This is a genomic window from Pseudomonas sp. ASL3 (assembly GCF_056680425.1).
Genome location: NZ_CM155281.1, coordinates 6,536,322 through 6,560,681 on the forward strand (window position 1 = coordinate 6,536,322; position 24,360 = coordinate 6,560,681).

The 24,360-nt window shown below is 56.2% G+C and carries 18 protein-coding genes; 12 read left to right on the forward strand and 6 right to left on the reverse strand.

The window, feature by feature from the left end; translation table 11 throughout:
- Positions 1–21: 21 nt before the first annotated feature.
- Both AC1MEE_RS30035 and AC1MEE_RS30040 read right to left on the reverse strand, forming a co-directional pair.
- A complete protein-coding gene (locus AC1MEE_RS30035; protein ID WP_480413037.1) occupies positions 22–1,635 on the reverse strand; it encodes an AmpG family muropeptide MFS transporter in 1,614 nt (537 codons plus the stop codon).
- A gap of 42 nt (positions 1,636–1,677) precedes the next feature.
- Positions 1,678–2,046 (reverse strand): MGMT family protein, encoded by a 369-nt coding sequence (locus AC1MEE_RS30040; protein ID WP_480413038.1) that lies wholly within the window; start codon positions 2,044–2,046, stop codon positions 1,678–1,680.
- Between the two features lie 136 nt (positions 2,047–2,182).
- Between AC1MEE_RS30040 and AC1MEE_RS30045 the strand changes: the two genes are divergently transcribed.
- A complete protein-coding gene (locus tag AC1MEE_RS30045; RefSeq protein ID WP_480413039.1) occupies positions 2,183–3,190 on the forward strand; it encodes a DUF481 domain-containing protein in 1,008 nt (335 codons plus the stop codon).
- Positions 3,191–3,245: 55 nt separating this feature from the next.
- Here the strand turns inward: AC1MEE_RS30045 and AC1MEE_RS30050 are convergent, their stop codons facing one another.
- Positions 3,246–4,004, reverse strand: a complete 759-nt coding sequence (locus AC1MEE_RS30050) for an SDR family oxidoreductase (RefSeq protein ID WP_480413040.1) — start codon at positions 4,002–4,004, stop codon at positions 3,246–3,248.
- A gap of 89 nt (positions 4,005–4,093) precedes the next feature.
- Between AC1MEE_RS30050 and AC1MEE_RS30055 the strand changes: the two genes are divergently transcribed.
- The 4 genes from AC1MEE_RS30055 (at position 4,094) to groL (ending at position 7,628) form a co-directional block, all read left to right on the forward strand.
- Positions 4,094–4,825, forward strand: a complete 732-nt coding sequence (locus AC1MEE_RS30055; RefSeq protein WP_480413041.1) for a HugZ family pyridoxamine 5'-phosphate oxidase — start codon at positions 4,094–4,096, stop codon at positions 4,823–4,825.
- Positions 4,826–4,890: 65 nt separating this feature from the next.
- Positions 4,891–5,373, forward strand: a complete 483-nt coding sequence (locus tag AC1MEE_RS30060; protein ID WP_480413042.1) for an FxsA family protein — start codon at positions 4,891–4,893, stop codon at positions 5,371–5,373.
- Positions 5,374–5,640: 267 nt separating this feature from the next.
- The gene (locus AC1MEE_RS30065; RefSeq protein WP_020292988.1) at positions 5,641–5,934 is read left to right on the forward strand and encodes a co-chaperone GroES; all 294 of its coding nucleotides are present in this window, start codon (positions 5,641–5,643) and stop codon (positions 5,932–5,934) included.
- Positions 5,935–5,984: 50 nt separating this feature from the next.
- Positions 5,985–7,628: a chaperonin GroEL gene (groL, locus tag AC1MEE_RS30070; RefSeq protein ID WP_480413043.1), complete on the forward strand. Its 1,644-nt coding sequence runs from the start codon at positions 5,985–5,987 to the stop codon at positions 7,626–7,628.
- A gap of 194 nt (positions 7,629–7,822) precedes the next feature.
- Here the strand turns inward: groL and AC1MEE_RS30075 are convergent, their stop codons facing one another.
- On the reverse strand, positions 7,823–8,572 hold the full coding sequence (locus AC1MEE_RS30075; RefSeq protein WP_480413044.1) for a phosphatase PAP2 family protein: 750 nt from the start codon (positions 8,570–8,572) through the stop codon (positions 7,823–7,825).
- Positions 8,573–8,928: 356 nt separating this feature from the next.
- Between AC1MEE_RS30075 and colR the strand changes: the two genes are divergently transcribed.
- From colR to AC1MEE_RS30090, 3 genes are all read left to right on the forward strand, one after another.
- Entirely contained in the window at positions 8,929–9,612 is a 684-nt protein-coding gene (gene colR / locus AC1MEE_RS30080; protein ID WP_480413045.1) for a two-component system response regulator ColR, read from the forward strand.
- Positions 9,602–10,882, forward strand: coding sequence for a sensor histidine kinase (locus AC1MEE_RS30085; protein ID WP_480413046.1), 1,281 nt, complete (start codon positions 9,602–9,604; stop codon positions 10,880–10,882). The genes colR and AC1MEE_RS30085 overlap by 11 nt, the downstream gene beginning before the upstream one ends.
- Before the next feature lie 158 nt (positions 10,883–11,040).
- A complete protein-coding gene (locus AC1MEE_RS30090; RefSeq protein WP_480413047.1) occupies positions 11,041–11,268 on the forward strand; it encodes a hypothetical protein in 228 nt (75 codons plus the stop codon).
- Between the two features lie 27 nt (positions 11,269–11,295).
- Here the strand turns inward: AC1MEE_RS30090 and AC1MEE_RS30095 are convergent, their stop codons facing one another.
- Together AC1MEE_RS30095 and AC1MEE_RS30100 are read right to left on the reverse strand one after the other, a co-directional pair.
- Positions 11,296–14,331 carry a multidrug efflux RND transporter permease subunit gene (locus tag AC1MEE_RS30095; protein WP_480413048.1) on the reverse strand — a complete coding sequence of 1,012 codons (3,036 nt, stop codon included), beginning with the start codon at positions 14,329–14,331 and terminating at the stop codon, positions 11,296–11,298.
- 14 nt (positions 14,332–14,345) lie between these two features.
- Positions 14,346–15,497 (reverse strand): efflux RND transporter periplasmic adaptor subunit, encoded by a 1,152-nt coding sequence (locus AC1MEE_RS30100; RefSeq protein WP_480413049.1) that lies wholly within the window; start codon positions 15,495–15,497, stop codon positions 14,346–14,348.
- Between the two features lie 373 nt (positions 15,498–15,870).
- On the opposite strand from AC1MEE_RS30100, the gene AC1MEE_RS30105 reads away from it, so the two are divergent.
- From AC1MEE_RS30105 to AC1MEE_RS30120, 4 genes are all read left to right on the forward strand, one after another.
- Positions 15,871–16,581: a PspA/IM30 family protein gene (locus AC1MEE_RS30105; protein ID WP_480413050.1), complete on the forward strand. Its 711-nt coding sequence runs from the start codon at positions 15,871–15,873 to the stop codon at positions 16,579–16,581.
- Positions 16,582–16,640: 59 nt separating this feature from the next.
- Positions 16,641–17,282, forward strand: a complete 642-nt coding sequence (locus AC1MEE_RS30110; RefSeq protein ID WP_480413051.1) for a hypothetical protein — start codon at positions 16,641–16,643, stop codon at positions 17,280–17,282.
- A 22-nt stretch (positions 17,283–17,304) separates the two neighbouring features.
- The gene (locus tag AC1MEE_RS30115) at positions 17,305–19,227 is read left to right on the forward strand and encodes a flotillin family protein (RefSeq protein WP_480413052.1); all 1,923 of its coding nucleotides are present in this window, start codon (positions 17,305–17,307) and stop codon (positions 19,225–19,227) included.
- A gap of 97 nt (positions 19,228–19,324) precedes the next feature.
- A complete protein-coding gene (locus tag AC1MEE_RS30120; protein WP_480413053.1) occupies positions 19,325–24,280 on the forward strand; it encodes a DNA repair ATPase in 4,956 nt (1,651 codons plus the stop codon).
- Positions 24,281–24,360 lie beyond the last annotated feature (80 nt).

Genomic DNA, 24,360 nt, shown 5'->3' on the forward strand with positions numbered 1-24,360 from the left:
TTTTTGATTTGGGTACACACCTTAAGGCTGTTCGCTGGCCGGCGCTTCAGTGGCTGTGTTTGCCGTGGTTACTGGGGGCGCAGGGGGTGCTTCAGCTGCTTCAGCTGCTTTAACCGCCTGAGCGACCCTGGCGCGGCGCACTTCTTGAGACCAGTGAATAGCGATCAGCACTAGTGTCGGCACGCCGAGCAAGGTGGTGATCAGGAAGAAGGTGTGATAGCCGAACCTTTCTACCATCACACCCGAGTAGCCGCCGATCAAGCGCGGCAGCAGTAGCATGATTGAGCTGAGCAGGGCGTATTGAGTCGCAGAGAACTTCAGGTTGGTCAGGCTCGACAGATACGCGACAAAGGCTGAGGTGGCCATCCCGGAGCTAAAATTGTCCAGGGAGATGGTCACGATCAGCATCTTCAGGTTCGGACCCATGTCGGCGAGCATCAGAAACAGCAGGTTGGTGGCCGACGAGGCGAAGCCGCCGATGAACAGGATCGGCAAAATGCCAAAACGAACGATCAATAAGCCGCCAAAACCCGCGCCCAGCAGGGTCATGACCAGGCCGAAGATTTTGCTGACGCTGGCAATCTGATCCTTGGTGAAGCCCAGATCGATATAAAACACGTTGGCCATGACGCCCATGACCGTGTCTGACATTCGATAGGTTGCGATCAGGCCAAGCAGCAGAAATGCCTGCCAGCGATAGCGCCGAATGAAGTCGTTGACCGGGGTCAGCACAGGCGCCAGTCCAAGTCGGCCCACGGATGACAGGCACAGAGTAGTGAGCGTGATGTAGAGGAGGGCGCGCAGAAAGGCTCGATCTTCGAGTAGCAGGTTGATCCAGCTGCCGCCGTTGAACAGCACGCTGGCGAAGTCGGTGTAGTACAGCTGGGTGAACATCGCTGGCACTGAAACCAGCAGGATGATCAGCACGAAGACTGAAGCCAATTGGTGGCTGAACCCATAGCGCGCCGCCGATAGCTGGGTACGCAACGGCACTGGCGACTCACGCATGACAAACGTGGTAATCAGCGCGGGCAGCATCAGCAGACCGAACAATATGTAAGTACCAGCCCAGGCCGAATGTTTGTAGTTGAAACCTGTAGAGCCGAAGCCTTCGGCAATGTACAGCGCACCGGCAGTGGCAAGCAGGGCTGCGACACGGTACCCGGACATATAGCTGGCGGCCAGCGCGGCCTGGCTGCTCTCTTCGGCGATTTCCAGGCGATAGGCGTCGATGGCGATGTCTTGTGTCGCGGACGAGAAAGCCACCAACACGGCAATGGCGATCAACCAGGACAGGTGTTTTTGTGGGTCGCAAAAGGCCATGCCGATCAAGCCAAGCACTATCAGTGCTTGAGACAGCACCAGCCACGATCGTCGACGACCGAGCCTGCCAAGGAACGGCAGGCGCCATTGGTCCAATAGTGGTGACCAGACCCACTTGAAGGCGTATGCCAAGCCGATCAGGCTTGCATAACCGATGGTTTCACGGGCAACGCCGGCTTCGCGAAGCCAGACCGACAGCGTGGAAAACACCAGCATGTAAGGCAGGCCTGCGGCGAATCCGAGCAGCAACAGCACTAACGTCGAGGGGCTGGCATAAGCGGCGAGCGCGGCGCGCCAGGTTTTACGGGGCATGGGCTGAAGTCTGCCTCAGGTTACGAAAACAAAGGGCGCACTCTAACCGCTGTGGTCTATCGGGCGCCAGCCATGGCGTTGCATATCTATCCGATTATTCGAGATAGTGATGCCTTCTGCACGTAGACGAGCACGCTGTTCGTCGCCTGAGGCGGTTCCTGCTGGCAAACTGATTCTACCGCCAGCTCCCAGCACTCGGTGCCAGGGCAGGGTCGTGCCCTGCGGCAACTGGCTCAACGTGCGCCCGACCCAGCGCGCTGCACGCCCCAGTCCTGCCAGTTCAGCCAATTGCCCATAGCTCACGACCTTGCCTTCCGGGACTTGATGGAGGGTCAGATAAAGCGATGTGCGCCGGACTTCGGCGGGCGTCGGTTGAGCGATATCGTCCTGCCCGAGCAGATGATCGGTCACGCGTTTATTTCCGTTTATAAGGCGTTGAAAACAGGTTATGCGGAACTACAGCCTTTCCTTACGGTCTTTGATTGCTAGTTGAGTCCAGGGGGATGATGCCCGATTTTCCCCGCGAATTTGAGTCTTGTTGTCGCTTATGCTGTCTAGAATCTTGCTGTGCATCGCTATCACCGCTGTCTCCATGCCTTTACTTGCCGACACCGTCTGGTTGAAGAACGGTGATCGCTTAACCGGAAAGATTACAGTTTTCGATGGTGGCAAACTGTTATTAGAGACCGAATACGGTGGAGCGATTCCGCTGGACTGGAAGCAGATCAAAACTCTGGAAAGTGACCAGAAGCTTCTGATCAAACAGGACAAGTACAAGGGCGAAATCGCCAAGTCGTTGCAGCCAGCCGAGGACGGCAAGGTGACCTTGGCCAATGGCGAAGCACCCAAGACTGTCGAGTTAGCCAGTATTCAGCAGATCATGAAGCCCAAACCGGTGATCACGGATCTGATCTGGAAAGGCAGCATCGATGCCGCGCTGGATTTTCAGCGTGCGGCAAACAATACCGATGATTACAACATCGCCTTCAAAACCTCGGCGCGCCATGGTTATTGGCGGCATAACGCCAAAGGCGAGTACGACCGCCAGATTCAGAATAACGTCGTCAATACGAATAACTGGAGTGCCGAGTACTCCATTGACCGCTTTCTGACTGAACAATGGTTCTGGCAGGGTCGCTTGACCTACAAGCGCGACCTGGTCGAAGACCTGTCCCGTCAGCGCGTGGTCGGTACCGGTCCGGGTTACCAGTTCTGGGATGACGAATTGGGCGCGTTCTCGCTGGGCTCATTGATCAACCGTACTGACTACGACTACTCCGATGGCCGGTCAACCAACTTCTACTCTGCGGCGATCAAATGGGATTACAACCGCTACCTGATCGGCAAGAAAGTAGAGTTCTTCACAAATGGCGAAGTGGGTAAACCGCTCAGCGGTGCCGCAGATTTCAGCCTGGATTCCGAAGTGGGTCTGCGCTACAAGGTCACCGACTGGGCTTCACTGAACGTGAAAGCTGAAAAGAACATCATCAGCGGCGCCTCCGAAGGTGATCTCAACAAGACCCGCTATACCGCAGGTTTTGGCGTGGCTTGGTAAGTGTCTGAAATCGCTTCGCAGCGTCCCGCTGCGAAGGGTTCGACGCGATTAAGGCCTAAATCCGCAGTCCGCCGTCCAGCTCCAGAATCCGACCGCTGAAGTAGTCGTTCTCCAGAATATAAGCCGCCGAATGGGCGATCTCTTCAGGCTTGCCCATGCGCTTGAGCGGGATGCCAGAGGTCATTTTTTCCAGTGCCTCAGGTTTCATGCCGAGGGTCATTTCGGTTTCGATGAAGCCTGGAGCGATGCCGGCTACGCGGATGCCATAGCGCGCCAGTTCCTTGGCCCAGGTCACGGTCGCTGCAGCGACACCGGCTTTGGCCGCCGAGTAGTTGGTCTGTCCGACATTCCCCGCGCGGGAAATCGAAGAGATGTTGATAATCGCGCCCTGGTTCTTCAACTCGACCATCTTCGCCGCCACTTCGCGGGTGCAGAGGAACACGCCGGTCAGGTTGACGTCGATCACCGCCTGCCACTGCGCGAGGGACATCTTGGTCATCTCTCCGTCCTTGACCTTGAGCAGCAGGCCGTCGCGAAGAATCCCTGCGTTGTTGATCAGGCCGTGAATCGCGCCGAAGTCATCGGCTACCTGAGCGACCATGTGGGTTACTTGGTCCTCGTTGGCGACGTTGCACAGGTAGGCACGGGCTTCCACGTTGAGGGCTTTGCAGACCGCGACCGCCTCATCGAGCTTTTCCTGATTCAAATCGACCAACGCCAACTTTGCGCCTTTGGCCGCGAGGTATTCGGCCATGGAGCGGCCCAAACCTTGGCAGCCGCCAGTGATAATGATTATCTTGTCTTTCAATTGCATGTGCGTGGCCCACTAAACAGTTGGTGGTGCTACACAGTATTGTCGAGCATCCGTCAGTTTTCGACGATTTTTTCCTAAGGAGTCACAAGATGAGCGTGAAAGCCGCAAAGCATGCCCGAGAACTGTTGCTCAAGGAATACCGTGGCGTTTTGTCCACACACTCCAAATCGATGCCTGGCTTCCCGTTCGGTTCGGTCGTGCCTTATTGCCTGGATGATCAGGGCAGGCCGCTGATTTTGATCAGTCGTATCGCCCAGCACACTCATAACCTGCAGCGCGACCCCAAATGTTCGCTGCTGGTGGGTGAGCGCGGTGCTGAAGACGTGCAGGCGGTGGGCCGTGTGACGCTGTTGGCCGAGGCCGAGAAATTGGCCGACGCCGCTGCCATCGAAGCGGCTGCCGAGCGTTACTACCGTTATTTCCCTGAATCGCAGAGCTATCACAGTGCTCACGATTTCGACTTCTGGGTGCTGGTCCCGGTGCGTTATCGCTTTATCGGCGGTTTTGGCGCGATTCACTGGCTTGACGATGTAGCTCTGGCAAACCCGTTTGCCGGCGCGGCCGAAGCGAGCATGGTCAAGCACATGAATGACGACCACACCAAAGCCATCGCTCACTACGTGGAGCTGTCCGGCCTGCCACAGACGCAGCCCGCGCAGATGGTGGGGATCGACGGTGAAGGCATGCATCTGCGCATCGGTCAGGGCGTATACTGGTTGCCCTTTGCACAGCCCTGTAATACCCCGACACAAGTTCGCGAAGCCTTGGTTCAGCTGGCTCACGCCGTAAAATGGCCGGTCGATGAGGCCCAGGAAGCTTGAATTCACGATTTCGCGACGTCACATAGGGTTTATTGGAAGTCTTCTTCCGTTAAGGAACTCATTTGATGCGCGCTTTCCTGTTGCTCTTTTTGCTTTTTCCGGTGCTTGAGCTGTTCGTTCTGATCAAGGTCGGCATGGCCATTGGTTTTTTGCCGACCTTCTTGCTGGTGGTCGCCAGTTCCATGCTCGGCGTATTTTTGATCCGAGTCGCAGGTTTCGCCACGGCGCTGCGTGCCCGTGAAAGTCTGGCCCGTGGCGAACTGCCGGCCCAGCAGATGCTGGAAGGGCTGATGGTTGCCGTGGGTGGTGGGTTGCTCCTGCTGCCGGGTTTCATCAGCGACGTGCTGGGCTTGATCTGCCTGTTGCCAGTCACCCGTCGAGTATTGGTGAACAAGCTGCGCAGACGCGCTGAAGAGCAAGCGATCCGTCAGCGTGCGTTTGCCGATGACCTGCAAGGGGATGGTGGTCCTGGCCGTCCCGGAGCCGCATCCCCTGGCAACCGTCAGCCTAACGTGATCGAGGGTGAATTCGAGCATCGCGACAAGTAACCTCGCTATCCTGCACGCCGCAACCTGCACGGCACCTTCGGGTGCCGTGTTCGCTATAAAAAGCAGTAACCTTTAGCAAAAAAATTACGCTCCAAGCCTTGTAATCACCTTGCTCGCCCTTATGTATGGGTCACCGCAAGGTTTCTGGTGGATTCGCCAGACCGTATTCTGCGGTTCGCTCGTCGAACCGCAACCGGCAACGCCGGATGTTCTAACCCACCGGTGTCGTCACCGGACGTTTAAAACCACAATTAGGAGAATTCGACAATGAAGCTTCGTCCTCTGCATGACCGCGTCGTAATCCGTCGCAGCGAAGAAGAATCGAAAACCGCTGGCGGTATCGTTTTGCCGGGTTCGGCTGCTGAAAAGCCTAACCGTGGCGAGATCCTCGCTGTAGGTACCGGCCGCGTGCTGGACAACGGTGAAGTGCGTGCGCTGGCTGTGAAAGTGGGTGACAAAGTGGTGTTCGGCCCGTACTCCGGCAGCAACACTGTGAAAGTAGACGGCGAAGACCTGCTGGTGATGAGCGAGAACGAAATTCTCGCAGTCGTCGAAGCCTGAGTATTTCCCGCGAATTTCCGTTACTACAAAGTATTTAAGGAATAACGATCATGGCTGCAAAAGAAGTTAAGTTCGGCGACTCCGCTCGCAAGAAAATGCTCACCGGTGTGAACGTCCTGGCTGACGCAGTTAAAGCGACCCTCGGGCCTAAAGGCCGTAACGTCATCATCGAAAAAAGCTTTGGTGCTCCGCTGATCACCAAAGACGGCGTTTCCGTTGCCAAAGAAATCGAGCTGAAAGATCGCTTCGAGAACATGGGCGCGCAGTTGGTCAAAGACGTTGCCTCCCGTGCAAACGATGACGCTGGCGACGGCACCACCACTGCTACCGTTCTGGCTCAGTCGATTGTCAACGAAGGCCTGAAAGCCGTCGCTGCCGGCATGAACCCAATGGACCTGAAGCGCGGCATCGACAAGGCGACCATCGCTATCGTTGCTCAGCTGAAGCTGCTGTCCAAGCCTTGCACCGACACCAAGGCCATCGCCCAGGTGGGTACTATCTCCGCCAACTCCGATAGCTCCATCGGCGACATCATTGCCGAAGCTATGGAAAAAGTGACCAAAGACGGCGTTATCACCGTTGAAGAAGGCACCGGCCTGGAAAACGAACTGTCGGTTGTTGAAGGCATGCAGTTCGACCGTGGCTACCTGTCCCCGTACTTCATCAACAAGCCAGAGACCATGGTTGCCGAGCTGGACAGCCCGCTGATCCTGCTGGTCGACAAAAAAATCTCCAACATCCGCGAAATGCTGCCAGTTCTGGAAGCAGTGGCCAAAGCTGGCCGTCCGCTGTTGATCGTTGCCGAAGACGTTGAAGGCGAAGCCCTGGCGACTCTGGTTGTGAACAACATGCGCGGCATCGTGAAAGTTGCTGCCGTCAAAGCCCCAGGCTTCGGCGACCGTCGCAAAGCCATGCTGCAGGACATCGCTGTCCTGACTGGCGGTACCGTAATTTCCGAAGAAATCGGCCTGAGCCTGGAAACCGCTACCCTGGAACACCTGGGTAATGCCAAGCGCGTTGTGCTGAACAAAGAAAACACCACCATCATCGACGGTGCTGGCGTTCGTGCCGACATTGACGCGCGTATCACTCAGATCCGCACCCAGGTCGCTGACACCACTTCGGACTACGACAAAGAAAAACTGCAAGAGCGTCTGGCCAAGCTGTCCGGCGGCGTTGCAGTGATCAAAGTCGGCGCCGGTTCCGAAGTTGAAATGAAAGAGAAGAAAGCCCGCGTTGAAGACGCCCTGCACGCAACCCGTGCAGCCGTTGAAGAAGGCGTGGTACCTGGCGGTGGCGTGGCACTGGTTCGCTCCCTGCAAGCAATCGCTGGCCTGAAAGGCGACAACGCTGATCAGGACGTCGGTATCGCTCTGCTGCGTCGCGCTGTAGAAGCTCCACTGCGTCAGATCGTTTCCAACTCCGGCGACGAGCCAAGCGTAGTTGTCGACAAGGTCAAGCAGGGTTCGGGTAACTTCGGTTACAACGCTGCTACTGGCGAATACGGCGACATGATCGAAATGGGTATCCTGGACCCGGCTAAAGTGACTCGCTCTGCATTGCAAGCGGCGTCCTCCATCGCCAGCCTGATGATCACCACCGAAGCGATGATCGCTGAAGTGGCTGACGACAAGGCCGCTGGTGGCGGTATGCCGGACATGGGCGGCATGGGTGGTATGGGCGGCATGATGTAAGCCAGCTTTACCCTCCCAATAGCTACACCCAAAAAACCCCGCCTTGTGCGGGGTTTTTTATGCTTTGGGTTTGCTCGCGATGAAAGGGGCGTATCAAGCAGGCTGCGAATGTGACGCGGAGCGTCACGGGCTGCGTTCCCACGCGGAAGGTTCGGCGCCCGGAAGGAGCGATCAGGAAGCCAGTCTCTACAGAGTCAGCCAGCCGTCCGATCAGCCTTCAGAGGCTCATCCACTGCGTCCTTCGGTTCACGCCGGTACAGCACGGCGTAATACGCCCCCATGGAAATCAGCCAGCAGAACACGGCTGTCCATATGTTGTGGGAGAAGAAGTGCGCGCCTTGTAGCATCCGGCCAATCGAGAAAATTATGCCCAGGCTGAAGGCGAATACCAGTGCGGCTCGAGCCATGCGAGGGCGGCGATCACGCAATACGAAGAACAGTGCGAACAGGGTAAAGCCGGTTGCGGCATGACCACCCGGCCAGCAACGCCCGGGTTTATCGGTGGCAGGACGCGGGCTCAGCAGCTCGCTGTAGGTTTCCTTGCCGCCGAACTCAGTCACGCTCCACGGGCACTGCACTGAGGTGACGACCTTCATCGGCGTCACGAAACCGGTGGAGAGCGCCATGGACAGCACCAGGCAACCCAATTCACGACGAAACGGTTTCAGACGTTGCACAAAGAAAGCGCCGGCAAAGGCAGCGAGGGCCAAAAGACTGAACGCAATCACCACATGCTTGGCGCGATTGTGAAGAACGTCTTCAAGGAAATCACTGTGCCGACCGATAAAGTCCCCCGCTACCGGGTCATAGGCGAGTTTGGCAATATCCATATCCAGGGAGGTCAGTTCCAGAAGAATCAGAACGACCGCTGTAATCAAGGGAATACCCAGGCACACCCAAAGATTGAGCGGGCGAGAGTAGGGGCGGGCAGAAGGGGTGGGCATGACAGATCCTGAGCGCGTAGATAAAAACTCCAGACCTTTTGGTCTGGAGCATTGTTATTGTCTTGTAACAGGTTACGTCCGAAGAAGGTCGATTGGTAATTCTGATTCAATAAGCCGAGCAGCGTAGGCGCCAGATCGATCTGGCGTCGACTCCCTGTCGCAATGGGCAAAGTCTGGCGGCAACACTGTGCCCCGAGCGTGAGTCCACTGTGAAAAAATCGTTAAGTGAGTTCGAACCTGCGACCATGTCCCTTTTTTGAGTGGCTCAAGCTGACCGTTAGATCTGGTCGGGGGCGTCACTTCCCCTTAAGCTGCGCCAGCTTCAAAGGCCATAACAGTATACGGAGAGAGTGCCCATGCGAATTCTGCTGGTTGAAGACAACCGCGACATCCTGGCAAACCTGGCTGACTACCTGGGGCTGAAGGGCTATACCGTCGACTGCGCGCAGGATGGTCTCTCCGGTCTCCATCTGGCGGCCACCGAGCATTACGATCTGATCGTGCTCGACATCATGCTACCTGGCATTGACGGCTATACCCTGTGCAAGCGCCTGCGCGAGGATGCGCGTCGTGATACGCCGGTGATCATGCTGACCGCCCGCGATCAATTGGATGATCGACTGCAAGGTTTCCGCTCTGGCGCCGATGATTACCTGCTCAAACCCTTCGCGTTGTCCGAACTCGCCGCGCGTATCGAAGCGGTGTTGCGCCGTGCCCAGGGCGGCGGCCGGCGTACCTTGCAGGTCGCTGATCTGATTTACGACCTCGATACCCTGGAAGTGACCCGAGATGGGCGCTTGCTCAAGCTCAACCCGGTAGGTCTCAAACTGCTGGCGGTGCTGATGCAAAAAAGTCCACATGTGCTGCGTCGGGAAATTCTCGAAGAGGCCTTGTGGGGCGACGATTGCCCGGACAGCGACAGCTTGCGAAGCCATGTGCATCAACTGCGTCAGGTGATCGACAAGCCATTCGCCAAGCCACTGCTGCAAACGGTACACGGTGTTGGTTACCGCTTGGCCGAGGGCCGTGATGGAGTTTAAGCAGAGCCTTGCCCAGCGGATCATCATCGCTTTTGCGCTGATGAGCGCGTTGGTCGCTGGGTCGTTTGCTCTGGGGATCGTGGCGACGGTTCACCTGGTCGAAGAAAAACTGATTTCCTCAGGCCTGGGTGGCGACCTGACCCGCTTGTTGCTGATGGACAGCGTGAATGACTGGAACCATCGTCCCGAGCCGGATCAGTTGTTTTATTTCAGCAATGGCCGTGGTGACTTTGCGTTGCCCAAAGATTTACGGCATTTGGAAGCAGGGTTTCACGAAGTCTTTCGCGAGAGCCTTTCCTATCACGCCGCTGTGGAAATCGTTGACGGTCGTCGATATGTGCTGTTGCAGGATCAGAGCGATTTCGAAGAGCGCGAACGGGTGTTGTTCGCCGTGGTGCTGGTGGGGTTCGTCCTGGCGCTGGCACTGGCGGTATTCCTGGGCTGGATATTGGCACGACGAGTGATGGCGCCAGTGGTAAGGCTGGCCAGACAGGTTCGGCATCGTGACCAACTGTTGGGGCTGGCTCCGCCCTTGGCTCCGGACTATGCAGCCGATGAAGTGGGGGAGCTGGCGGTGGCGTTCGATGCGACGCTGGGACGTTTGCGTCAGGCCCTGACCCGTGAGCGACTGTTCACCAGCGACGTCAGCCATGAACTGCGTACGCCGTTGATGGTGCTCGCCAGTTCCTGTGAGTTGCTGCTGGAAAACCCTGCCCTCGATCAACGCGCTCGCGCTCAGGTCGAGCGTATTGCCCGTGCCTGCGAAGAGATGCGTGATTTAGTGCAGACCTTCCTCATGTTGGCGCGTACTCAGGGTGAAGATGCCGGTATGGCATCGAAGATCTCCCTCGGCACCGTGGCTGAGCAATTGATCGCTCTGTGGCGTGAGCCCATCGAGAGTAAGGGGCTGACGCTGGTTTTCGAGCCCGGAACGCCCTCTGAAACGTGCTACAACACGACCTTCCTGCATGCAGTCATGGGTAACTTGCTGCGCAATGCCCTGCATTACACCGACCACGGATTCATCCGCCTGAGGCTCGAAGCCGACGGCTTCGTGGTTGAGGACAGCGGCGTCGGTATTCCTGAGGAAAAACGCGAAGCCATGTTCCAGCCGTTCGTGCGTGGCAACGAGCAGCGCGGTGAAGGGTTGGGTCTGGGGCTTTCGCTGGTTCAGCGGATTTGTGAAAACCAGGGATGGAGCGTCAGCCTCAGCAACATGGACCCCAACGGTTGTCGTTTTTACGTTGATTTGAAAGTGGCGCCACATTGATTTAGAGCTGGACTCTTCACCTAAATACGACACCCCAATACGTCACCCAAATACATCAGAGAACTGCGCCGCCACTCGTCGTTCAGCGCGGCAGATGGGCAGAAACTGGTCTAATTTTATGAGACAGCGTTCGGCAGCGCTATCATAGGCTTACGGTGATGAAACTCGAAATAGCCAGAGGTTTGTTTCTAGTGGGGGCTCTAGGCGTAGCATCCTTGGCCCTGACTGTATGGGAGCAACCTGGCCCACGGATATTGAGCGTACAGGCTGGCGAGGGTCATTGCCCGTTGCCGCGTGTGGCCAAAGCCGAGGAGTCGATGAAGCCAGATCATGATTTATTGTTGTTGATGTTTGGCCTGACTCAAGGAAAGAGGCAGGACAATTAAAAGTTCTCAGTACCTGAAAGGCCCCGTTTACGGGGCTTTTTTCTTGTCCGGCGCCGCCAGTAAGGTATAGATGCAGGGCAGCACGAACAGCGTGAACAGTGTGCCAACTGACATGCCTGTTGCGATCACAGTACCAATATCGAAACGGCTAACCGCACCGGCACCGGTAGCCAGTATCAACGGCACCATGCCAAAAACCATGGCGGCAGTGGTCATCAACACCGGGCGCAGACGAATCGCGGCAGCTTCCTCCACCGCATCTCGGGCGCTCAGGCCCTTGGATCGGCGCAACTGGTTGGCGAACTCGACGATCAGGATGCCGTGCTTGCTGATCAGGCCGATCAACGTCACCAGCCCCACCTGGGTGTAGATGTTCATGCTCGACAGGCCGAGGAACAGCGGGATCAGCGCCCCGCAGATCGACAGCGGCACCGTCATCAGAATCACCAAGGGGTCGCGAAAGCTTTCGAACTGCGCCGCCAGCACCAGAAAAATAATCGCCAGCGCCAGCCCGAAGGTTACCCACAAGGCGTTGCCTTCGTGCACGAACTGCCGCGCGCCACCCGCGTAGTCGAACGCGAAGCCGAGCGGCGCCTCTTCGGTGGCGATCTGGTGAATGGTCTCGATGGCCTCGCCCATGCTGACAATCGGGGAGCCCTGGATAATCACCGAATTGAGCTGCTGAAACTGATTCAACTGGCGGGGCTTGGCCCGGTCACTGACCTTGATCAGCGTCGACAGCGGCAACAGTTCGCCCTTGTTGTTCTTCACGTAGTAATTGTTCAGCCACTCAGGGTTGTCCCGATACGCCCGCTCGACCTGCGCAATGACCTTGTAACTGCGGCCTTCGATGGTGAAGCGGTTGATCTCTGCCTCACTGAGCAAGGTTGCCAGCGTGCCCCCCAGGTCCTGCATGGACACGCCCATCTGCGCGGCCTTGGCCCGATCGATATCGACCACCACTTCGGGCTTGTCGAAGGCCAGATCGATATCGAGAAAGGCGAACTTGCCAGACTCGACAGCGCGTTTCTTCACCCGCTCGGCGACTTGCAGCAGCGACTCGTAGTCGCTGGGCGTATTAATCACAAACTGAAAGGGCAAGCCTTCACCCGTACCCGGCAGTGACGGCAGGTTGAAGCCGAACACTTGCAAGCCGGCAATCTTCGCCAGCTTGGCCTGCACCTCAGGCAGAATCTGCATTTGCGTGCGGTCGCGCTCGTTCCACGGTTTGAGCAGGAAACCGCCGATGCCGGACTGCACGCCGCTGAAACCATTGATCTGGAACGACGAGTAGTATTCGGGAAACGCCTTGAAGATCGCGATGAACTCATCGGTGTAGGTGTTCAGGTAGTCGAGGTTGGTTGGCTGTGGCGCAGTGGCCATCATGAAAATGACGCCCTGGTCTTCATTGGGCGCCAGTTCCGATTTGGTGAACTTGAGCAGTACCGGGATCAGGCACAACACGATCAAGGTAAACACCAGCACTACCGGTCGGGTATTCAACGTCCCGTGCAGAATGCGTTGGTAGCGAGCTTTGAGGTGGCCGAAGATCTGATCGAGCTTGTGTGACAGACCGCTGGGGTTTTCGTCGTGACGCAGGAGCAGGGCGCACATCATCGGCGACAAGGTCAGCGCGACGATTCCTGAAATGACCACTGCGCCCGCCAGCGTCAGGGCGAACTCCTTGAACAACGCGCCGGTCAGGCCTTCGAGAAAGCCGATGGGCGCATAAACGGCTGCCAGGGTGATGGTCATCGACACCACCGGCATGGCGATTTCCCGGGCGCCTTCAATGGCCGCGTTGAACGGTGTTTTGCCCTCCTCGATGTGGCGATGGATGTTCTCCACCACGACAATCGCGTCGTCCACCACCAGACCGATTGCCAACACCATCGCCAGCAGGGTCAGCAGGTTGATCGAGTAGCCCATCAGTTGCATGAAGAACAGCACGCCGATCATCGACAGCGGAATGGTGATGACCGGGATCAGCACCGAACGCAGGGCGCCGAGGAACAGGAATACCACGACGATCACGATCAACACCGCTTCGATCAGGGTTTTTACCACGCCATGAATCGATGCCTGAATAAACAGCGTGGCGTCATAAGCGACAGAAACTTTCAGGTTCGGCGGTAACTGGCTTTCCAGTTCCGGCAAGATCTTGCGCACCTCCTTGATCACATCCAGCGGGTTGGAGCTGGGTGTGCCTTTGATGCCGATATACACCGACGGCGTGCCGTCGAAAGAGCTGACAATGTTGTAGTTTTCCGCACCCATTTCCACCCGGGCCACATCGCCCAGCAGGACACGACTGTCGCCCGAGATTTTCAGCGGGATCGCGGCAAAGGCTTCGGCGGATTTCAACTCGGTGGCGGCATTGATGCTGGTAACCACGTACTCGCCTTTCACTTCGCCAGCCGCAGAGAGGAAGTTGTAGCGGCGCACGGCGTTGGTGACATCACTGGCCGTCAGGCCGAAACCGGCGAGCCGCACCGGGTCTAGCCACAAGCGCATGGCGAATACTTGATTACCGAGAATCTCTGCTTCGGCCATGCCCGGGAGGGTTGCAAGCTTGGGCTGAATCACCCGCGACAGGTAATCAGTGATCTGTGGGTTGCTCAATTCGCTGCTGTAGAAACTGATGTACATCAAGGCTGACGCGTCGGCGGCTTGCTTGGTCAGCACCGGGTCTTTAGCGTCTTGCGGGAGCTGGTTTTTGACCGCGTTGGTTTTGGCCAACAGCTCGGTGAACAGTCGGTCGCTGTCCGCGCCGATGCGTGCATAGATCGACACCACCGAAAAGTTCTGGCGGCTGAACGAGGTCATGTAATCGATGCCTTCGGCGCTGGCCAGACTCTGTTGCAGCGGCTGGGTGATGTAGCCTTGAATGGTCTCGGCATTGGCGCCGGGGTAGGCCGTGGTCACGGTGATCAGGGCATTTTCCATATGCGGGTATTGGCGAATGGTCAGCTTGCTGAACGCCTGAAAACCCAGGAGCACAATCAGCAGGCTGATCACACTTGCCAGCACCGGACGGCGGATGAACGGATCGGTAAAAGCCATGAAGAATTCCTTGATCAGTCAGCGTTCGGCTGGCTGCTCTGTTCGGCTTGCAGTGTCTTGTCGGCGCTGATCGCAACATGGGCGCCGCTGTTCAATTTGAGCTGGCCGGCGCTGACCACTTGTTCGCCTGCTTGCAGCCCTTTGGTGATCACCGTCAGGCCATCGCGGCGCTCCCCGGTCTCGATGAAGCGTCGCTCCACGGCCCATTGCGGCTCGCCCTTGGCGTCTTTTTCGGGCTGGCCGTCAGCGGTTTTCTTCGGCACAACGACATACACCGCGTTGCCGTAAAGGGTGTAGGTGATCGCGCTTTCCGGGACCACCACACGGATACTGGCGCCCGGCAACAACACCTGCAGGTTGGCGAACATCCCCGGCAGCAGTTTGCTGTCAGGGTTGGGCAGCGTGGCGCGGACCAATACGTTGCGCGTGGCATCGTCGACTTTCGGGTTGATCGCGCTGATCCTGGCCTCGAAGGTTTGCGCCGGGTAGGCCGCGACATTCACCCGTACCACCTGGCCGATGGCCAATTTCGGCACGGCTTGCTCGGGCACATAGAAGTCGACGTACAGGCTGCTTAAATCCTGCAGGGTGGCAATCATCGTTCCGCTGGGGAGGTAATCGCCAACGTCGACCTGACGAATGCCGATGGTGCCAGTGAAGGGCGCGAGGATGCGTTTCTTCGCCAACGAGGCGTTCAGTTGCGCGACAGTGGCACTGGCTTTTTTCAGTTGCGCGGCAAGGCGGTCGAAGTCACCTTTGGAAATGGCCTGGCTACCGACCAACTGGCTGCCACGACCATGTTCGATCCTGGCCAGTCCGAGATCGGCTTCAGCGGTGCCCAGCAGGGCCTTTTCCACATCGCTGTCCAACTGCAGCAGCGGTTGGCCGACAGTAACCTTCTGCCCGGACTCGAACTGCACGGCCTTGACCGTACCGGCGATCTCCAGACTCAGGTTGACCCCTTGCAACGCCTTGAGGCTGCCAATGGCAGGCAGCAGGCTCTGCCACGGCCGTTCGCTGGCCGTCGCCACGCCAACACTGATGGGCGGTTTGGGCAAAGAAAACACTTGGATCTGGCGGTAGACGGAAAAGGCTTTATAGCCCGTCAGGCTCAGCACCACGACCAGCACAACACCCAACATGATCAGCATGCGGCGACGCAGCATATTCCACTTCCTTGGAAAGACAGGTTGAATCAAGCGGGCACTTTAATCCCACGGCTCATGGGTTGCCCAAGGGCTATGCGACCAAATATTACAGCTGTTGGCTGGCAAGAACAGGTGGAAGTTTCAGGTGAGCAAATAGTGGCATGAAAGCGGCACATATAAAGACCTGATGTATCAGGAGGGCTTTGAGTTTCGAGGCAACTATTGAGTTTGTAAAACATGTCTTTCAAATTTAAGTGAATAGTCCTACGAAAGCTGGTGCAGTTAGCCTGCATTTTATTTGGCTAGCATGTGGCACTTTTTGCCGTCCTTTAAGCCTCGCTTAAAAACTTCGTCCCTTTACACATCAGACCCTTTCGGGTCGGGAGTTGGCATGAGCAGTATCTGGGCAAAAATCGTGACCGCTTTGCGCGGGGGAGCCAGCGAAGTCGGAGAGGCCATTGTGAGCAATCAGGCATTGCGCATACTGGACCAGGAAATCCGTGACGCCGATACGCAAATGCGCCTAAGCAAATCCAGTCTTGCCGACCTCATGGCAAAAAGTATCCTCGCGGCAAAAGGCGTTACCCAGAAGCGAATCAGAATCGCGGAGCTGACCGTCAGTGCCGAAAAAGCGCTGATGGCAGGGAAGGAAAGCCTTGCTCTGGAGGTCGCCGCAGAAATAGGAAAGTTAGAGCTTTCCCTGGTGGAGGAGATCAGCCAGGCGGACGATTACGCGAGTAGTGTCAAAAATCTACGTGCAACGCTAGAGAAGAGCGAGACCCGGATCAAGGCACTGAAGCAACAAGTGGATATGGCCAGAACCACCGATGTCGTCCAAAAAACTCAGGCTGCACTTTCTCAATCCAGTCGTGATTCCTCCGCCCGTCTGCAGGCCGCGGCAGACTCCCTGGACGCGGTGCGCATGCGACAGCAAGAAACCGCTGCTCGTTTCGATGCGCAGGAACAACTGTTCGCCCAATTCAGCGGAGCGGCCTTGGAGCAGAAGCTTCGCGACGCCAACATCATTCCAGGCGATGCCAGTGCTCACTCTGTTCTGGATCGAATCAGAGCCAAGAGCGGCCACGATTCTCGACATTCGTAGTGCTGATCTGATCAACGAAAAAAGTCATCCATCTTTTGCCTTAAAGGGAGGCCAGCGGCATGTATCACTTCCTTGATCTGGTCTTTTCATTTCCGGTGGTGGTGTTCAGCTTCTTGCTCTGCATTGTCATTTTCTACTGGGCCCTGGCCTGCTTCGGCCTGGTCGATTTCGATGCTCTGGACCTTGAATTAGATTCCACCCCGGATGCTGACGGAGTGCATCCGGAAGGGATTGCCGGCTTGCTGCTCAAAGTGGGATTGGCCGGTATGCCCATGAGTGTCGTTTTAACGCTGCTGGTCCTTATCGGGTGGTTCTTCAGCTACTTCATGCAACTGCTGTTGTTCAGTCGTCTGTCGCTGGACCTCCTTTATTACCCGGTGGGGGCGGTTCTGGCCATCGTTGCGTTCATGGCCGCAGTTCCGGTGACGTCTGTCGTCATGCGCCCTCTCAGACCCTTTTTGCGCAAGCTCGAAGGCACTTCTCGTCAATCGATGTTAGGGCAGGTTGCGGTGGTCAGAAGCTTGATGGTCACAGGGCTCAGAGGTGAAGCCATGCTCCATGACGGCGGAGCAGGGTTGATCCTTCAAGTGCGTACCGATGAACCGAGGGGGTTTAAGCGTGGCGATCGGGTGGTGCTCCTTCAGTACATCGCTGAGGAGCGCGTTTATCAGGTCATTAGCGAGTCAGAATTCAAGGGCTGAGCCCATAACGGAGTAAGTGAACATGCTGGACGTGATAATTCCCTTCGCGATCATTTTTGGTGTTGCAGTTCTTTCGATATTCGGAATCATCGGGCTGATCAAGGCTTTCTATGTCAAGGTTCCCCAGGGCACGGCCTTGATTGTCAACGACCTGTCCAGCACGCCTAAGGTGTACTTCACCGGCGCCATGGTGCTGCCTTATCTGTATTTCAAAGAAAAAATGAAAATCAGCGTCATCACGCTGGAAATCGAACGCAAAGGCAAAGGTGGCCTGATCTGTAAAGACAACATGCGGGCAGACATCACCGTTGCGTTCTTCCTGCGAGTCAATGAAACGCAAGAGGATGTTCTCAAGGTGGCCAAGGCCATCGGCGTCGAGCGCGCATCGGATAAATCAGCGGTCAACGAACTGTTCAATGCGAAGTTCTCTGAAGCCTTGAAGACCGTGGGCAAACAATTCGATTTTGTTGAGTTGTTTGAAGACCGCGTTCGCTTCCGTGATGAAATCGTGAACGTCATTGGCCAGGATCTTTCTGGTTATGTTCTGGAAGACGTTGCCATTGACTACCTGGAGCAGACGCCTAAGGTCGAATTGGACCGAGACAACATCCTGGACGCTGAAGGCATCCGCAAAATTACTGAACTGACATCGGCGCATAACGTCATCACCAACGAGCTTGAGCGTGATCAGGAACTGAGAATCCAGAAAAAAAATGTCGAGTCGACGGAGGCGAGCCTCGCGTTGCAGCGGCAACAGGCCGATGCAGAGGCCCGGCAGAAACGTGAAATTGCTTCTGTGATTGCGCGTGAGAAGGCCGAAACATTGAAGGTGCAGTCCGAGGAGCATCTTCGAGCTGAAGAAGCTCGAATAGTGACGGCCCAGAAAATCGAGATCGCAGAAGTTAACCGTCAGCGAGACGTCGATGTCGCCGATCAAAACAGTGAGCGAGCAGTCGTCATTGAAAGAGAAACGGTGATCAGGGCGCAGGCGCTGGCCCAGGTTGAACGCGAGCGGGAGGTTTCGCTGAATAAAATCGAAAGTCAGCGTCAGCTCGAAGAGAAACGAGGTGAGATCGCCAATGTCACCCGCGAGCGGGTCAGTGTCGAGAAGACTGTGGCGCAAGAGGAAGAAGCGATCACCACCCTGCGTGTCACCGCCGAGGCTGACCGCAAAAAAATCGTCGTTGTTACCGCAGCACAAGCTGAGGCTGAGCGTGATCTTGTTTGTCTGGTCAAGCAGGCCGAGGCCGACAACACCGTGTCGGAGTTCAAGGCTCAGGAACTCGTGACACTCGCTGAAGCCGATCTGAGCAAGGCTGAACGCCAGTCTCGAGCCGCCGTGAAACGTGCTGAAGGTATTCGCGCCGAAACGGCTGCGCCGGGCCTTGCAGAAGCCGAAGTCCGTGTGCAACTCGCTGCGGCGGTCGAAAAGGAAGGTTTAGCCGAAGCAACTGTTCTGCGCGAGCGACTGCTGTCACAAGCCGCAGGCGATAAAGCCATTGGAGAAGCGAAGGCGGTCACCATCCACGATGTAGGTACAGCCGAAGCTCAGGTACTGCAGAAGCGTTTCGAAGCGGAAGCTGCCGGCCTTACCGAGAAGTTCGAGGCTATGAAAAAGCTGACAGGCGAAGCGCGCGATCATGAAGAGTTCCGACTCGCGCTGCAGAACCAGTTCGACATCACACTTGCTGGCATCGCCGCCAACGAAAACATTGCCAAGGAGCAGGCCGAGGTGCTTTCAGCTGCAATGAGCAAAGCCAATATTCAATTTGTCGGCGGTGGTGACAATACGGTCTTTGACGCGTTTGTGAAGTCGTTGTCTGTGGGTAAAGCCATTGAAGGGCTGAATCAGTCGAGCCCGCTTGCCGCTCAGGATATCCAGGCCGGGTTGGGCATGCTGAGCAAGCGGGTAGGTGCACACGCTACAACTGCTGAACAAAGCTGACTGAGGGCTGCGGCCCTTCATCACCAAGGCTCTCGCTGTAACAGGTGGGAGTCTCCTTCCACATTAGTGGCCGCCTGGCCCACCCAGGGACTATTCAATGTCGCAAGATCAAGTCGAAACTCGCCATCAGGATGAGTTGGACAAAGCCGTTGCCCAAGGGGGTGCCTATGAAGTTTTGCGTAAACGCCTGACTGAACAGGGCCGCCGCCTGCGACAGATGGTCGAAGGATTCAATACTCGCCGGCTGGATGAATTTGGTGCCAGTCAAATGGGTGTGCTCGGCCGAGTACGAATCCGCACGGAAAACAACTGCGTGGCTCGCGATATCGTACAGGCGGGTGATTGTCTCTTGTTCGGATATAACGTTTTTCTCGGCTTGAAGAAAGAAACCAGGGTCGAAGATGTTTTTTCACTTTATCGCCTGATCGAGACCGGTGAAGGGTATGACACGCAGGCCGTTGCGTTCCAAGACAGTTTTCTGAACGACCCTGGTTTTAAGCGGGACTTCAACGAGCTCTACACCTACTACCGCGATGCTCGGCTGCTGCAGCTCATCGTGCGCAACGGTAAGCTGCTCGCCAGCTTCCAGGTGGGTGAGCGAGTCAGCGATATTCGGGTTTTTCGCTGGTCTGTTTCCGCCAATGGGACGGAGATACGTTACATCGATAATCGGGGTGAAAGGGATATCGCCCCGGCACCGTTATACGATTTTGAATGGACTCCGACTACCCGGGAAATGACGGTCAGTGGTCGCCACCCCCACATAAATATTCTCGATATGGTTTATGTGCAGACAGCAGGCGGCGACCTGCTTATCAAGGTCGAGAACAACACCGAGTCGGGGCTGGGGGTTTACCGTGAGTCGGTGGTCGACAAGACCCAATCTCTCGATGATGCGGAGATGGCGTTCGCCCGGCTCGGGTCTTTGGTTCTGCTGAGAGTCCGTCCTTATAAGGAAGACCATTGCCGCTATCTGGTTTACAACAGTCTGACTCAGACAATCACACGAATCGACGCCATAGGGTTTGCTTGTCAGCAGCTTCCTGAAGACCATGGCATTATCTTCCCCGGTGGCATCTATCTTCAGAACGGGGACTACAAAACCTTCGATCAGTCGATGAAGGGCATGCAATTCAAGCGTTCAGTCCGCTCTCCCAATGGCGAGGACGTGCTGTATATCTTCTATCACCCGGACGAAGGTCGTTCTGCACTCTTCACTTACAACACCATAAATCGACAACTTCAAACGCCGATTTTCGGTCATGGCTATGCCCGGATGGAGGATGGCCGGATGGTCATTTTTTCCGCAGAAAACGAGGCTACCCGCAATCATCCGATGCAGATATGGCAAACACCATTTTTTACTGATGACTTTGCATCCCGCCAGCCTTCCAGCAACACGTTCATGGGCCGAATCGGTAATGCAGAACTCGTGCGGGGGATTTCAGAACTATACGACCTCGCCCGGGAGATCGAGGCGCCGACCGTCTCCGCCCAGCGCTACAGTCAGCTCTGTATCAATACTTCAAAGTTGTTCGATACCTTTCACTGGCTTGCCGATGACAATGAATGGGCGGTCGCCCCCCTTCTGCGCGATATTTCCAATACCAGCGAAGCCGTCATTGACGAGTTCGAAAAGGTCGAGCAGATTCGTGGGCGCTCCGGAGCGGTCCTGCACGATGCGCAAGGGCAGCAAACAAAGCTGCTGAGTGAGCTTGTCACAACCGCCTGGACGGATATTTGGCAATTCGTCGAAAGCCTCAATAGCCTCACCGCACAGCGCGGTCATTTGTTGACGATCAGGGAGTATCGCTACATAGATGTCGCCTGTATCGACACGATGGAACGCGAACTTGTCAGCGCCTACGATCAAGTCGCGGCTGAAACCGCGACGTTCCTGAGCGCCAGTGACGCGATGATCCCTTTTCGTAAAAAACTGGAGGCACTGGACGCGAAGATCCTGATGGCGGAGACAGTCTTCATGCTTGAGGGACCCTGGGCAGCGCTTTCAGAAATGGCCGCTCATTTGGACGTGCTGTCCAGTCTGATGGCCTCCTTGAAAATTGACGATGCTACTCAACGAACGCTGATCGTGGAGTTGATCGCAGAGGTGTATGCACGCCTGAATCAGGCAAAGGCTCGAGCGGAACAGCGTCGCAAAGATCTGAATGCCATAGAGTCCGTCGCTCAATTCGCGGCCCAATTCAAGCTTTTCAGCCAGAGCATTGCCCACTCGTTGGGCTTGGTCACCGATGCCCAGAGTTGTGATGAACAATTGTCCAGACTGTTGGTGCAGTTGGAGGAGCTTGAGAGTCAGTTCGCAGGACATGATTCGTTCCTGAGTGACATCCTTACCAAGCGTGAGGAGATGATCGAGTCGTTCGAAACGCATAAGCAAACGTTGATTGACGCTCGACAGGTCCAGGCGCAGGCGCTGGCTGAGACCGCCACCAGAATCCTGAGGGGGTTGGGGCAACGGGTCACGAGGCTCAAGACAACGGAGCAGCTGAATGCGTTCTTTGCCGGCGATCCCCAAGTCATCAAATTACGTGAGCTTGGCGCCCGCTTGCGCGATCTTGACGACACCGTCAAAGCGGACGATATCGACGCTCGACTCAAAAGCGCTCGGGATGAGGCGATAAGGAGTTGGCGCGACAAAGCGGACCTGTTCGAGGAGGGCGGTAACATCATCAAGCTCGGTCCGCGCCACCGCTTCAGCGTCAACGTTCAAGCGTTGGATTTGACGCTGATCCCTCGGACCGATCAGTTATGCGTGCATGTCACGGGTACTGATTTTCTCGAACCGCTGATGGACGATGAGATAACCGCATTCAAGCCCTACTTCCAGTCAGGTTTTGAGTCCGAAACAGCAGACCTTTACCGTGCGGAATACCTTGTTGGCCAGTTACTGGATGCAGCGGCTTGCGGTGTCGATGGCATTACTGTCCGGACACTTGAATCTTTGCTCGGTGCGCAGGGTCGTCTGGAGCGGTTTATTCGGGACTTTGCTGCCCCTCTGTACAAGGAGGGTTATGAGAAAGGTATTCATGATCACGATGCGGCTCTGATCGTGACTCAGTTGCTCCCCCGCATCAAAGTGGCTGGCAATTTGCGCTTTGCACCGTCAGCTCGCGCCCTGGCATTGCTTGCCTGGCATATGCCTGGGGAGTTTGAGGCTCAGATGCAGGTGTGGCCTGAAAAGGCGCGTTCAAATAGCGCAATTTCCAAACTGTTCAACCGAGGAGAAGGTCTGCTGTCCATGCAGGACGAGGTTGCGCGTGTGCTGGAGAGCTACGCCAACGTTACCCGCCTGACGATTTCTTCCGCGCGGGTGACTGAGGCGGCGGAATATTTCATCGCGGTCCTATCGCAGCCTGATCCTTGTTTTGAAGTCAGCAAATACGCGCAAAGCATTGTTTGCGAATTGACCGAGCGCTTGAGCAAGGAGGGTTACTGGCTTGACCTTCGCCACGCACTGAAGAGTTTGGCATCCGAGCCTGGGGAGCAATGGACAATTGTCCACACCTGGATCCTCGGTCTGTGCAGTGATCCTGCATTCAGTCCAGTTATCAGCTATGCCCCCGAGGCTGTTGCACTGCTGCTTCTCCGGGAAGCGAACATCGAAACGCTCAAGCGCAACACGGATGAGCTTCAGTTTCAGGTAACCGGACTTCTGGGACAGCACGCTTCAATTAAAGAGGGCGTCCTCATGCTGTCGGTCGATGGCATTTTTTCCCGACTTCGTCAGCATAGAGAGCAATTCCTGCCCGGCATGAAGCGTTATCAAGCCTTCAGGCAGGTGACCCTCAACCGGGAACGTACCGCGTTGCGCCTTGACGACCTCAGCCCCAGGCCTCTGACTTCATTTGTCCGCAACAAATTGATCAATGGGGTGTATTTGCCCCTGGTCGCCGACAACCTGGCCAAGCAAATGGGGACCGTCGGTGAAAATAAGCGAAGCGACCTGATGGGGTTGCTCATGCTGATCTCCCCGCCGGGTTACGGTAAAACCACACTGATGGAGTATGTGGCCAGCCGGCTTGGTATGGCCTTTGTCAAAATCAACGGCCCATCATTGGGTCGCGCTGTGACATCGCTGGATCCCGCTCAAGCGTCGAATGGTCCTTCGAGGATGGAGCTGGAAAAGTTGAATCTGGCGTTCGAAATGGGCAATAACGTCTGCCTGCTCATTGATGATATCCAGCATTTGTCAGCCGAGCTGCTGCAGAAGTTCATCTCGCTCTGCGACGGGACGCGACGAATCGAAGGCGTCTGGAAAGACCAATCGAAAACCTATGATATGCGCGGCAAGAAATTTTGCGTGGTCATGGCTGGCAACCCCTACACCGAGTCTGGCGAGGCTTTTAAAGTCCCCGACATGCTGGTCAACCGGGCGGATATTTACAATCTGGGCGACGTTTCAGGCGGAATGGAAGAAGACTTCGCGCTCAGTTACATCGAAAACAGCCTGACCTCCAACCCGGTTCTGTCGCCCTTGGTGACCCGGGATCTAAATGATTTGTACCGACTGGTAGAAAAAGCACAGGGTCGTGATTTCAACAGCAGCGAACTCAGTCATGGGTACAGCGATGCAGAAGTTTCGGAGATCACTGCGGTTCTGCAACGCTTGATGACGGTCCGGGATGTCGTGCTGAAGGTAAATTCGCACTACATCGCCAGTGCGGCTCAGGCTGACAGCTATCGAGTCGAGCCACCGTTCAAGCTTCAGGGAAGCTATCGGAATATGAACAAGATGGCTGAAAAAATATCGGCGGTCATGAACGAGGAGGAGCTCGACCAACTTATCTCGGACCACTACCAAGGCGAAGCACAGCTACTCACCTCGGGCGCGGAAGAAAACGTGCTCAAACTGGCCGAGTTGCGCGGCAATGCTACTGATAATCAGCGTGAGCGCTGGAGCCAGATCAAAAGAGATTTCATGCGCAACAAGGTCATCGGTGGAGGCGATGCCTATGTTGGAGATCGAATTGTGGCCCAGCTGAACGACCTGGTTCAGGGCATCCACCTGATTGCGGGCAAGCAAAACTGTTGATCTACGCTGTGGATAACCCCGCATCAAACCCGATGCAGATGGTTATCCCAGAGCCCCGCCGGTAGCAGCCCGTGAAATGA

Excerpts from the sequence above, each read along its gene's own strand:
- AC1MEE_RS30035 (WP_480413037.1), bottom strand. The coding sequence starts at position 1,635 with ATGCCCCGTAAAACCTGGCGCGCCGCGCTCGCCGCTTATGCCAGCCCC.
- AC1MEE_RS30045 (WP_480413039.1), top strand. The coding sequence starts at position 2,183 with ATGCTGTCTAGAATCTTGCTGTGCATCGCTATCACCGCTGTCTCCATG.
- AC1MEE_RS30050 (WP_480413040.1), bottom strand. The coding sequence starts at position 4,004 with ATGCAATTGAAAGACAAGATAATCATTATCACTGGCGGCTGCCAAGGT.
- AC1MEE_RS30055 (WP_480413041.1), top strand. The coding sequence starts at position 4,094 with ATGAGCGTGAAAGCCGCAAAGCATGCCCGAGAACTGTTGCTCAAGGAA.
- AC1MEE_RS30060 (WP_480413042.1), top strand. The coding sequence starts at position 4,891 with ATGCGCGCTTTCCTGTTGCTCTTTTTGCTTTTTCCGGTGCTTGAGCTG.
- AC1MEE_RS30065 (WP_020292988.1), top strand. The coding sequence starts at position 5,641 with ATGAAGCTTCGTCCTCTGCATGACCGCGTCGTAATCCGTCGCAGCGAA.
- groL (WP_480413043.1), top strand. The coding sequence starts at position 5,985 with ATGGCTGCAAAAGAAGTTAAGTTCGGCGACTCCGCTCGCAAGAAAATG.
- AC1MEE_RS30075 (WP_480413044.1), bottom strand. The coding sequence starts at position 8,572 with ATGCCCACCCCTTCTGCCCGCCCCTACTCTCGCCCGCTCAATCTTTGG.
- colR (WP_480413045.1), top strand. The coding sequence starts at position 8,929 with ATGCGAATTCTGCTGGTTGAAGACAACCGCGACATCCTGGCAAACCTG.
- AC1MEE_RS30085 (WP_480413046.1), top strand. The coding sequence starts at position 9,602 with ATGGAGTTTAAGCAGAGCCTTGCCCAGCGGATCATCATCGCTTTTGCG.
- AC1MEE_RS30090 (WP_480413047.1), top strand. The coding sequence starts at position 11,041 with ATGAAACTCGAAATAGCCAGAGGTTTGTTTCTAGTGGGGGCTCTAGGC.
- AC1MEE_RS30095 (WP_480413048.1), bottom strand. The coding sequence starts at position 14,331 with ATGGCTTTTACCGATCCGTTCATCCGCCGTCCGGTGCTGGCAAGTGTG.
- AC1MEE_RS30100 (WP_480413049.1), bottom strand. The coding sequence starts at position 15,497 with ATGCTGCGTCGCCGCATGCTGATCATGTTGGGTGTTGTGCTGGTCGTG.
- AC1MEE_RS30105 (WP_480413050.1), top strand. The coding sequence starts at position 15,871 with ATGAGCAGTATCTGGGCAAAAATCGTGACCGCTTTGCGCGGGGGAGCC.
- AC1MEE_RS30110 (WP_480413051.1), top strand. The coding sequence starts at position 16,641 with ATGTATCACTTCCTTGATCTGGTCTTTTCATTTCCGGTGGTGGTGTTC.
- AC1MEE_RS30115 (WP_480413052.1), top strand. The coding sequence starts at position 17,305 with ATGCTGGACGTGATAATTCCCTTCGCGATCATTTTTGGTGTTGCAGTT.
- AC1MEE_RS30120 (WP_480413053.1), top strand. The coding sequence starts at position 19,325 with ATGTCGCAAGATCAAGTCGAAACTCGCCATCAGGATGAGTTGGACAAA.